At 59.7% G+C, this 10,771-nt stretch carries 11 protein-coding genes; 7 read left to right on the forward strand and 4 right to left on the reverse strand.

What is annotated here, in order from left to right; genetic code table 11:
* The first annotated feature begins 130 nt into the window (after window positions 1-130).
* Together JS82_05460 and JS82_05465 are read left to right on the forward strand one after the other, a co-directional pair.
* Window positions 131-766 carry a proteasome subunit beta gene (locus tag JS82_05460; GenBank protein QHK17577.1) on the forward strand — a complete coding sequence of 212 codons (636 nt, stop codon included), beginning with the start codon at window positions 131-133 and terminating at the stop codon, window positions 764-766.
* Window positions 767-843: 77 nt separating this feature from the next.
* Complete coding sequence (locus tag JS82_05465; GenBank protein ID QHK17578.1) at window positions 844-2,748, forward strand: beta-CASP ribonuclease aCPSF1; 1,905 nt, start codon at window positions 844-846, stop codon at window positions 2,746-2,748.
* Between the two features lie 94 nt (window positions 2,749-2,842).
* Here JS82_05465 and JS82_05470 read toward each other — a convergent pair whose 3' ends face one another.
* The 3 genes from JS82_05470 to JS82_05480 all read right to left on the reverse strand — a co-directional run bounded on the left by JS82_05470 (window position 2,843) and on the right by JS82_05480 (window position 4,353).
* The gene (locus JS82_05470; GenBank protein QHK18416.1) at window positions 2,843-2,926 is read right to left on the reverse strand and encodes a hypothetical protein; all 84 of its coding nucleotides are present in this window, start codon (window positions 2,924-2,926) and stop codon (window positions 2,843-2,845) included.
* Window positions 2,927-3,043: 117 nt separating this feature from the next.
* Window positions 3,044-3,583 (reverse strand): rubrerythrin family protein, encoded by a 540-nt coding sequence (locus JS82_05475; GenBank protein ID QHK17579.1) that lies wholly within the window; start codon window positions 3,581-3,583, stop codon window positions 3,044-3,046.
* A 140-nt stretch (window positions 3,584-3,723) separates the two neighbouring features.
* Window positions 3,724-4,353, reverse strand: a complete 630-nt coding sequence (locus JS82_05480) for a hypothetical protein (protein ID QHK17580.1) — start codon at window positions 4,351-4,353, stop codon at window positions 3,724-3,726.
* Window positions 4,354-4,440: 87 nt separating this feature from the next.
* Between JS82_05480 and JS82_05485 the strand changes: the two genes are divergently transcribed.
* Entirely contained in the window at window positions 4,441-4,827 is a 387-nt protein-coding gene (locus JS82_05485; GenBank protein QHK17581.1) for a hypothetical protein, read from the forward strand.
* Between the two features lie 118 nt (window positions 4,828-4,945).
* Here the strand turns inward: JS82_05485 and JS82_05490 are convergent, their stop codons facing one another.
* Entirely contained in the window at window positions 4,946-6,109 is a 1,164-nt protein-coding gene (locus tag JS82_05490) for a hypothetical protein (protein QHK17582.1), read from the reverse strand.
* A gap of 114 nt (window positions 6,110-6,223) precedes the next feature.
* Between JS82_05490 and hmgA the strand changes: the two genes are divergently transcribed.
* The 4 genes from hmgA (at window position 6,224) to JS82_05510 (ending at window position 10,757) form a co-directional block, all read left to right on the forward strand.
* Window positions 6,224-7,378 carry a hydroxymethylglutaryl-CoA reductase (NADPH) gene (hmgA, locus tag JS82_05495; protein ID QHK17583.1) on the forward strand — a complete coding sequence of 385 codons (1,155 nt, stop codon included), beginning with the start codon at window positions 6,224-6,226 and terminating at the stop codon, window positions 7,376-7,378.
* A gap of 117 nt (window positions 7,379-7,495) precedes the next feature.
* The gene (locus tag JS82_05500) at window positions 7,496-9,154 is read left to right on the forward strand and encodes a phenylalanine--tRNA ligase subunit beta (GenBank protein QHK17584.1); all 1,659 of its coding nucleotides are present in this window, start codon (window positions 7,496-7,498) and stop codon (window positions 9,152-9,154) included.
* 9 nt (window positions 9,155-9,163) lie between these two features.
* Window positions 9,164-9,637 carry a redoxin domain-containing protein gene (locus JS82_05505; protein ID QHK17585.1) on the forward strand — a complete coding sequence of 158 codons (474 nt, stop codon included), beginning with the start codon at window positions 9,164-9,166 and terminating at the stop codon, window positions 9,635-9,637.
* Window positions 9,638-9,719: 82 nt separating this feature from the next.
* Complete coding sequence (locus tag JS82_05510; protein QHK17586.1) at window positions 9,720-10,757, forward strand: hypothetical protein; 1,038 nt, start codon at window positions 9,720-9,722, stop codon at window positions 10,755-10,757.
* Window positions 10,758-10,771 lie beyond the last annotated feature (14 nt).

Here is a 10,771-nt window from a genome sequence, read left to right on the forward strand (position 1 = left end):
TGGACATCGTCGGGACCCGACGTTGGCACCGTCGATTCCGTGGAACAGATTAATATAGAACCGCCGTCTATCTCGTCAACAGCACAGTCGAGGACGGTGCCAGTTTTCCCATTCACTAGGAGAATGACCAATGACAGCCGAGGACGCTCTTAAAACCGGTACTACGACAATCGGAATCAAACTCAAGGACGGGGTCATACTCGCCTCCGACCAGAGGGCCACGATGGGCAACCTTATCGCCCACAGCCACGTCCAGAAGGTCTACCAGCTGGCAGACAACATCGGCATGACGATCGCCGGAGTCGTCGGCGACGCCCAGCTCATGGTCCGCTTCATGCAGAGCGAGATCTCCATCTACTCCATGAAGAAGGGAGCCCCCATGTCCGTCACCGCCGCCGCCACCCTCGTCGCCAGCGTCATCCGCCAGGGATTCTACCTCGGACTCATCGTCGGAGGATACGACAAGACCGGCGGACACGTCTTCAGCATCGACGGTGCAGGCGGATACATCGAGGACAACTACATGTCCGTCGGATCGGGATCCGTGTTCGCGCTCGGCTCGCTCGAGGGCAACTTCAAGGAGGGCATGTCCAAGGACGAGGGCATCGACGTCGCGATCGCCGCCCTCAACTCCGCCAGGAGGAGGGACAACTGCACCGGCGACGGGATGCTCGTCTCCTACATCGGGCCCTACGGCTACGAGGAGATCCCCGTCGAAGAGATCAAGTCAAGATGCGAGGCCATGGGCTTCGCGTTCCCGAACTGAGTTCGGTTCACCAAACCCCTTCCAAACGTTTTCCATTCTAAACCGGTTCTGAATTCAATTGACGAAGCTGGATTCCCATGAATGTCGACAGACTGTTCGAGACCCTCACCGAGGAGGTGAAGAGGAACATGCCCCCGGACATTAAGATCAAGGAGATCAAGTTCGAGGGGCCGCTCGTGGTCGTCTACACCGACGACTACGAGAAGATATCCGCCAACGACTCCGTAGCCAGGACGCTCGCCCAGACCATCCACCGCAGGGTGGACATCCGTCCGGACCCCGCCAACCTGGAGGACCCGAAGACGGTGGAGGCGAAGATCAGGGGCATGATCCCGGAATCTGCCAACATCTTCGACATCAACTTCATCGAGGAGACAGGCGAGGCGCTGATCGAGGCCGTCAACCCCAACGAGGTCGTCGGCAAGGAGGGACAGCTTCTGGCCGACCTGAGGAAGGAGTCCGGATGGAACGTGAAGGTCATCCGCGCACCCCCGATACCGTCCAAGACGGTCTCTGACGTCAGGGGATACCTCAGGGCCAACCACGACGAGCGTCAGGAGATGCTCACCAGGGTCGCCAGGAGGCTCGCTAGGCCCAAGCTCGACGGCGAGCAGTGGGTCAGGGTCACCGCCATGGGAGGGTTCAGACAGGTCGGGAGGTCCTGCTCCCTGCTCACCACGAGGGAGAGCAAGATCCTCATCGACTGCGGACTGGACCCCAGCTCCGAGAACACCCCCTACTTCGGCATCCCCGAGGTCCAGCCTCTGGACGACATCGACGCCGTCGTCATAACCCACGCCCACCTGGACCACTGCGGAACCCTGCCGGCGCTGTTCAAGTACGGCTACAAGGGGCCTGTGTACTGCACCCCGCCCACCAGGGACCTCATGGCCCTGCTCCAGCTGGACAACATCAAGCTGGGATTCGGCGAGAACAAGAAGACCCCCTACGAGGCCCAGCACGTGAGGCAGGAGATCCTGCACACCATCACGCTCAAGTACAACGAGACGACGGACATCGCCCCTGACGTGAGACTCACATTCCACAACGCGGGACACATCCTCGGATCCGCCATCGCCCACTTCCACATCGGCGACGGACTCCACAACGTCGCCTTCTCCGGGGACACGAAATACGAGAAGACTTGGCTTTTCAACCCCGCCACCAACAGGTTCCCCAGGCTGGAGACCCTGGTCATCGAATCCACCTACGGTGGGCACAACGACGTCCAGCCGTCCAGGGCCGATGCGTCCGAGCAGCTCGGACAGTACCTGCAGCAGGCGTCCGAGCACGGCGGCAAGGTGCTCGTGCCCGTCTTCGCGGTCGGAAGGTCCCAGGAGGTCATGCTGGTCATCGAGGAGCTCATGCGCAACGGTCGCATCCCCAAGATGCCCGTCTACCTCGACGGTATGATCTGGGAGGCCACCGCCATCCACACCGCGTACCCAGAGTACCTGAACAGCCAGCTCAGGACGCAGATCTTCCAGCAGAACGAGAACCCGTTCCTCTCGCCCATCTTCAAGAGGGTCGAGACCTCCGACATGAGGGAGGAGATCTGCCACTCGCCCGACCCCTGCATCGTTCTCGCCACGAGCGGTATGATGTCCGGAGGCCCCGTCATGGAGTACTTCCGCGAGTGGGCGGACGACGAGAAGAACTGGCTCCTGTTCGTCGGATACCAGAGCGAGGGAAGCATCGGAAGGACCATCCAGAGGGGAAGGTCCGAGATCACGATGAACATGCGCGGGAAGCCCATCAACCTCAAGATCAAGATGCAGAGGGAGACCGTGGACGGTTTCTCCGGTCACTCCGACAGGAAGCAGCTCATGAGGTACATCTCGTCCCTTGAGCCCAAGCCCGACAAGATCATCATCGGACACGGGGAGGACAGGAAGTGTACCGACCTCGCCTCGTCGATCTACAAGAAGTTCGGCATCGAGACCAAGGCTCCGCTCAACCTCGAAACCATCAGGCTCAGATGAGCCTCAATCCCGGCGGAATCCCCGCCGGGCCTTTGTATTACAGATGAGAATCCAAGGTGGCGGCCGGCTAGCCCGACCGCCGTTTTCAACTGTTTCACTCGTCCTTCTTCCGTCTGAGCAGCAGGGTCGCCGCGAAAGCGACCGCTAGAGCCGCGGCCGCCAGTAACTTTCCGTTAATTAATTCACCTCTTTAGGTTCGTTAAACAAATCGGGTTACGGGATTAAAAGTGAACACCTAACAGAAGAGCGTAAAAGGAGAGGTTTTGACCCCGCCCGAAGGCGGGGTATGGGTTAATCACCAGTTGGTGGCCCTGACCTCGAAGAAGGACTGGGCGTGCTTGCAGACGGGGCAGACTGCGGGAGCCTCCTCGCCGACGTGGATGTATCCGCAGTTGCGGCATTTCCACATGGTGACCTTGTCCTTCTTGAAGACCACACCGGTCTCGATGTTCTTCAGAAGGTCGAGGTACCTCTGCTCGTGGGTCTTCTCGATTCCACCGACGGCCTCGAAGAGTGCGGCGATCTCGGTGAATCCCTCCTCCCTGGCGGTCTCGGCGAACTCCTTGTACATGGTGGTGTACTCGTAGTTCTCTCCGGAAGCGGCGTCCTTCAGGTTCTCGATGGTCTTGGGGACCTTGTTGTCGTGGAGGGCCTTGAACCAGAGCTTGGCGTGCTCCTTCTCGTTCTCCGCGGTCTCAAGGAAGATGTCAGCGATCTGCTCGTATCCCTCTTTCTTGGCCTGGGAGGCGTAGTAGGTGTATTTGTTCCTGGCCATGGACTCGCCAGCGAAGGCGGCCTGCAGGTTAGCTTCAGTTTTGGATCCTTTGAGTTCCATGATTCAACCTCTGAATCAACAAGAGGAATCGAAGGTATATAACAATATTCAACGGCGTTACGTTAGTCTACATCTGTTAATAAATTTTATATAGTAAGATAGGAGACCCTAAACAAATCGAGGGCCTCCGAAGTCCGGGATCAGCGCTTGAGCTTGCCCATTATCCCTTTCCTCTTGAGGTTCCCGTCCCTGTCGAACTTCTCCCTCATGAGCTTGTCGTAGTTCTTCCGGAGGTTCATGTCCCCCGGCTTTACGGACATGAGGTACTCCAGTTCCGACTTGGCCTTCTCGTAGTCCTTCACATCGTTGAGCAGGAGCACCGTGTAGTTCAGATGGTAGTCGTAGTTCTTGGGATCCATCGCGATGGCCTTCTCGTAGTACTCCCTGGCGCGGTTGAAATCGGTGATCTGATGCCTGAGGAACCTGGCATACTGGTTGTACATCTCCGCGGACGGCTCCAGCTCCAGGATCCTCTGGAACTTCTCGTCCGTCTCCTTGTTGTACTTCTTGTGCTTGGAGAGGACCGTCACCGCCGCCTTGAGGGCGTCCACGTTGTCGGGCTCGAGGTCCAGGATGACGTCCAGCTGCATCATCCCGTACTTCATGTCGTCCAGCTTGTGGATGATGATGTCCGCGAGCAGGAGCCTGGGCTTGGTGTTGTGCGGATCCGTGCGCAGATACGCCTCCAGGGTGTCGACCGCTCCCTGCGCGTTCCCGCTCTCGGCCTGTCTCTTCGCCTTGCTCATGGCCTCGTACGCCGCATCGCTCATGAGCCTCCGGAACGTGTCCCAGTAGTTAAGGGGGTCGTTCGTTCCTTCGAGGACAGGGATATAAGGCCACCTTCCATACACTCGGTCATGGGAGCCAAGGAAGCAGCCGTGTCCTTCGCCGGCGGACTCGTGATGACCCTGATCCTGGTCACCGTCGTCCCCGTCATAGTCGACACGGTAGTGGAGAGATACGTGTCCGAGCTCGTGGGTGACTCGTCGTTCCTGATGCTGTCGTCGGACGTGATAGTGAACCTGATCGTATGGACCGTGATCATAGGGTTCATGGTCCTTCTGGGCTCCGGCGGGATCCTGAAGAGATACGGGGTCTTCGGTGTCGTCGGCCTGGTTGCCGCGTACTGGCTCCTGGGGGACGTCACGGACGCGTTCATTCCCCTCGCTACCCTTGCGATAGTCCTCGTTATAGGGAAGACCATCCAGATCAAGAAAGGTAAGAAGAATGCGGACAAAGGTTGAACGCCACGAAAATAACGGCGTTTAAAGCAGTTTTCTTTAAATATGATGAGCCGCTCGCGTTTATAGGCAGGGAAGTCTCAGCCTTTGTGGCTCATCATTTTCCTCCTTTACCGCATGATCAGGTCGACGGACCTCGGGGACTCTCCCTGCTCTCCTTGCCCTCTTCAAAGTTCTCGCATATCGATTCGCATACCTGGCTGTCGAAGTTGTTGGTGTATATCGCGCCGTAGACGACCGAGGTTGCGAACAGCGGGGCCAGGAACGACACGTATGTGAGGATGATCTCGGAGACGCTGTTGCCAAGGTAGACGGAGAGAACGAACATCATCATGAACACACCCAGGGCGGCGAACGTCGAGAAGAGCCTCTTCCTCGCGCCGATCCACAGGTAGTAGTCGCGGGGTGCGTCCGAGCGGACCTTGGCCCCTATGCTGCGGACGATGAACCAAGGCAGGATGAGGGCCGGGGTGAACATCGAGAGCATCATGGTGACCGCCAGCATGGTGTGCCAGCCCATCACCGATATAAGCAGTGGGTTCACGAAAAGATAGGACGAGATCAGCAGTCCCAGGATGAACAGGTAAGCCGTCACCTCCACCGATGTGGAGAAGTGGAAGACGTGCGGGTCCCTCCTGGGCTCCATGACCACCTCCTTGACGTCGATTATGTCCGGGACCATGAAGAACTTCTCCGCCTTGCCACGCTTCCCTGTGCCGGCCCGCCTCTGCATCGAGAGGAAGACGCGGGCCATGTAGAGGCGCATGTAGGCGCCAATGACGCTCAGCACACCCACGGAAGTGAAGAACATGATTGCAAGGGTCCCGCCGAATCCCAGGATCAGCTGCATGACATCGTCCAGGTAGACACCCAGGACGTTCATGATATCGTAGATGGCCTCCGCATAGTACACCTGCCCCATGTAGATCTCGGACAACCACAGCAGACCTGTCATGAATACGGCCAGCAGGAATATGACCCAGGTGCTGAAGACCCCCTTGTCCATCATCAGCAGGCAGGGCACACCGAGGGCGGCGAAGCACGCGACGAAGGACAGGCAGAGGATCTCCACGAGCTTCGAGAACGAGTAGTCCCCCAGATACAGTATCGAGCATATCCACAGGATCAGACAGAGGGCGATGAAGTACGGGAACGCCCTTATGAGACGGCGATCCCTGTCCGGAACCGACTTTATGCTGTCCCTGCGGGGATAGAGCCTGCCGGCCGCATCATCGACGAAGTCGCTCACCTTCTCGAGCTTGTCTGACGTCCAGCCGGCGCGCATGAATGCGCTAGCACGTCCCTGATTAAAATATGACGCATGGAAACTCCGATGTGCCAGAGTATCACACCCCGCGCCTGCCTCCATTTTAATATCGGTCAAGGCAATCGGGGCCCCATGGCAGAGCACAGCGGGCTGAAGAACCGCGGATACACAGCGGCCGATGTGGACGAGCGCCGCAAGGCGGCTGAGGAGTTCACAGGCGCGACCCTCGAGACGGTGTCGAAGTACGGATTCGACCCCGAGGGTGCGTCCAAGAACATCGAGAACATGATCGGCACGGTTCAGATACCGCTGGGTTACGCTGGGCCAGTCAGGATCTCGGGGGAGTACGCGGACGGCGAGTTCCTCATTCCCCTGGCCACCACGGAGGGGGCCCTCGTTGCATCGATTTCCCGCGGCATGTCCGTGATGAACGACGGCGGAGGTGTCAGGACCATGGTCTACGGGGACGCCATGACGCGCGCGCCCGTGCTCAGGGTCGACGGCATCGAACACGGCAAGAGGGTCATGGAATGGATCGACACCCACATGGACGAGATCAACGAGGCCGTATCGACAACCACCAGCCACGGGAGGCTCTCCAGGATAGACAAGTACCCCGACGGCAGGAGCCTGTTCCTCAGGTTCGCGTTCGAGACGGGGGACGCCATGGGCATGAACATGGCGACCATAGCGTCAGAGGCTGTCTGCAGGCTCCTGGAGAAGGAGACGGGAGCCGTCATGATCTCGGTCTCCGGCAACATGTGCTCGGACAAGAAGCCAGCCGCCATCAACATGATCAACGGCCGCGGAAAGACCGTCATAGCCGAGGCCACGATACCCAAGGAAGTAGTCGAGAGGAGGCTCCACACGACATCGGCGGCGGTCGTCGAGACGAACTACAGGAAGAACCTGCTCGGAAGCAGCCTCTCCGGAACCCTCGGTGCGAACGCCCACGCGGCCAACATGGTCGCGGCGCTGTACATCGCCACGGGACAGGACCCGGCCCAGGTCGTCGGAGGGAGCATGACCGTCACGTCCTGCGAGGACGTCGGCGGCGACCTGTACATCTGCGTCAGGATGCCCGCGGTCGAGGTGGGGACTGTCGGCGGAGGGACCAGGCTCCCCTGCCAGCGCGAGGCCCTCCAGATGATCGGATGCCTCGGCGAGGGCAAGGCGAGGAAGCTGGCGGAGATCGTCGCGGCTACAGTGCTTGCCGGAGAGCTGTCGACACTTGCGGCACAGGCCGCCGGCCAGCTCGGAAGCGCCCACGCCGCACTGGGCAGATGAGCCCTGACGGAGGGGTCCGTCCCCTCCTGGCCCCCGCGCACATTCGCGGGTCGGCTCTCACATAACTTCTCGCACGCACGCGTGCGTTTATTATAGGGCGTCTCCGATTCGGGCGTCATGCCTTTGATCAACTTCAAGTACAGCGACCTGTGCACCATGCTGGGGAAGGAAGTCCCCCAGGAGACGCTGGTCCAGAGGATCCCCATGATCGGCGCCGACATGCACGACACCGAGCCGGGATGCGAGGACATGGGCGTCGAGTTCTTCCCCGACCGCCCCGACCTCTACAGCGTCGAGGGCCTCGCTAGGGCGCTGCGCGCATTCCTGGACATCGAACCGGGGATGAAGAAGTACGAGGTCGGGGACTCCGACGTGGAGGTCACCGTCGACCAGAGCGTCAAGAGCATGAGGCCCTGGTTCCTCTGCGGCGTCGTCAGGGACGTCGAGATCGACGACGAGTTCCTCAGGTCGATGATGGAGCTGCAGGAGAAGCTGCACATCACCATCGGAAGGAAGAGAAGCAAGCTGGCCATAGGCATACACGACCTGGACAAGGTCGAACCCCCGTTCATCTACAAACTCGTCGATCCCCACTCCGTCAGGTTCGTGCCCCTGGCCATGGATGAGGAGATGGACCTCGCCGAGATCCTGCAGAGGAACGAGAAGGGAAAGGCATACGCCCATCTGCTGGATGGTTTCGACAAGTACCCCATCATCCTGGACAAGAACGGATCGGTTCTGTCCTTCCCTCCTATCATCAACGGCGTGCTGACAACCGTCACCACGGGAAAGCACGACCTCTTCATCGACGTCACAGGCAACGACCGCAAGGCTGTCAAGGGCGCCCTGGACATCGTCGCCACCGCCCTGGCGGAACGCGGAGGCAGGATCGAGACCGTCGTTATGCACGACGGCGACGAGACCTTCCGCTCCCCCGACCTGACCCCGTCCAAGAGGACCATCTCCGCATCCGCGTGCGACAAATTCCTCGGAACGACGCTCGGCCCCGAAGGCATGGTCGAGTGCCTCCGCAGGATGGGCATGGACGCCGTGGCGAACGGGGACGAGGTCGAGGTCACGATCCCCTCCGTCAGGCTTGACATCATGCACGACGTCGACATCTACGAGGACGTCGCCACGGGATACGGGTTCGACAGGTTCGGAGGCAGGCACTCCCTGGTTCAGACCTCCGGCTCCATGTCCCCTCTGACCACGTTCTCCGAGAACCTCAGGGACGTCATGGTCGGACTCGGTTTCAACGAGGTCACCACCCTGACGCTCAGCAACCAGAAGGACGAGTTCGAGATCTCCGGACTCCCGGAGGTTGACGTGGTCCGCGTCATGAACCCCATCACGGAGGACCACACCTGCCTGAGGCCCTACCTCATGCCCAGCCTTGTGAGGATCCTGAGGCACAACAAGCACAGGGACCTTCCCCAGAGGATCTTCGAGATCGGCAACGTCGTCAGGGACTTCCACACACAGCCCCGCCTCTGCGCCATGGTCACCGCCTCCAAGACATCGTTCACCGAGATCAAGTCGCTCACAGAGTCCGTCCTCAGGGAGATGGGCCTCAGGTACACCCTCGAGCCCTGCGACCTCCCCACCTTCGTCCCCGGCAGGGGAGCGAGGATCATGATGGACGGGAAGGAGATCGGCATGTTCGGCGAGATGGCACCGTCCGTCGTCGTCGGCTACGAGATCACCCATCCGATCATCGTTATGGAGATCGACCTGGAGCCCATCGTGGCCCTGAAGAAGGACACGCTGTTCTGAGGTGATGACATGGACGTAGGAGACAGATTCCCGGATTTCGTGCTGAAGGACGAGAACGGCGAGGAGTTCGACAGCAGGATGCTCGAGGGCATCAGGCACATAGTCTACTTCTACCCGAGGGACAACACCCCTGGATGCACCAAGGAGGCGGTGGAGTTCACAGCCAACGTGCCCAAGCTGATGATGCGCAACATCCCCGTGATCGGGATCAGCAAGGACTCCACGGAGTCGCACAGGAAGTTCATCGACAAGCAGCAGCTGAAGGTGAAGCTGCTCAGCGACCCGGACCATGAGCTCATGGAGAAGGTGGGCGCCTGGGGCACAAAGGTGTCCTACGGCAAGGAGACGGTCGGCACGATAAGGACCACGTTCCTCATTGGGAAGGACGGGACGGTGGAAGCCGTCTGGCGCAACGTCAAGGTCGCGGGACACGCGGACAAGGTGTCCGAATGCGCCATATCCCACTCCAAGAAGACCGAGTGAGCTGGCGCATACATCCCACTTCATAAACCATTTAAATACCTTATAAATCGATTTTCATCCCGGTGATAGAACGACCGTCAGGATGGAATCCAAGGAACGCTGCGTCGCGGTGTTCGACGGCGATATCCCCGACAGGGCGCCTGTATGCGACTTCGGCAACACCGCCATGCTGGGATACACCGGCCACACGCTCAACGAATGCAGGAACAGCACCTCCCTCGTCAAGGAGATCATGAGCAAATGGGTGGCCGACACCGGTGCCGACCTGTTCTTCGGTCCTATCGAGACCAAGGGCATCTTCATGGACCTCCCGGGGATTGAGGTCAAACTCCCCGAGAACGACCAGGGGTCCCTCAAGTCCGCATATTTCACGGGTCCCGAGGATGTCGAGTCCAAGCCCCTCTACGACCCTTTCGACGGCAAATCATGCCCCAACTTCCACAGGTACGTCATCGACATGCTCAGGGCCGTCAACGAGGGATGCCCCGATGTGATGACCCCCGCATGGTGCGAAGGTGTCCTGACGACCACGGGCTTCCTGAGAGGGACCGAGGACCTGCTGATGCTCATGCTGCTGGATCCCGAGGAGGCCAGGAGAGTCATCTCCAGAGGAGCCGACTTCTCAAGGGACATCGTGTCCGCCGAACTCGAGGAAGTCGATGCAGACTATGTCGTGTACACGGATCCCGTGTCCTCCGCCAGCATGATCGACGACAACATGTTCAGGGAGTTCAACAGGGACCTCCTCAGGAGGAACATCGAGCACTGGAGGAAGGACTACGGGGTCCCGACGATGCTCCACATCTGCGGCAACACCGGACCCATGCTGGACGACTTCGCCTTGACAGGCGCGGCCGCGATGAGCTTGGACCATGCCGTCGACCTCAGAGCAGCCAAAACGGCCTTCGGCGACAAGATGGCTGTGATGGGGAACATCGACCCCGTGTCGATAATGCTGAACGGCACCGCCGACGATGTCAGAGCGGCAGCTCAGAAGTGCTTCGACGACGCCGGGGAGGGCGGAGGGTTCATATTCGGTGCCGGATGCGCCGAACCCAACGGCACCCCCATCGAGAACATCCGTGCGATGGTCGAGGTGTCGGAGAGGAACCCGTACTGATCGGTCCTGGTGGG

Source organism: Methanomassiliicoccaceae archaeon DOK, assembly GCA_009911715.1.
In the GTDB taxonomy this organism is placed as follows: domain Archaea; phylum Thermoplasmatota; class Thermoplasmata; order Methanomassiliicoccales; family Methanomethylophilaceae; genus Methanoprimaticola.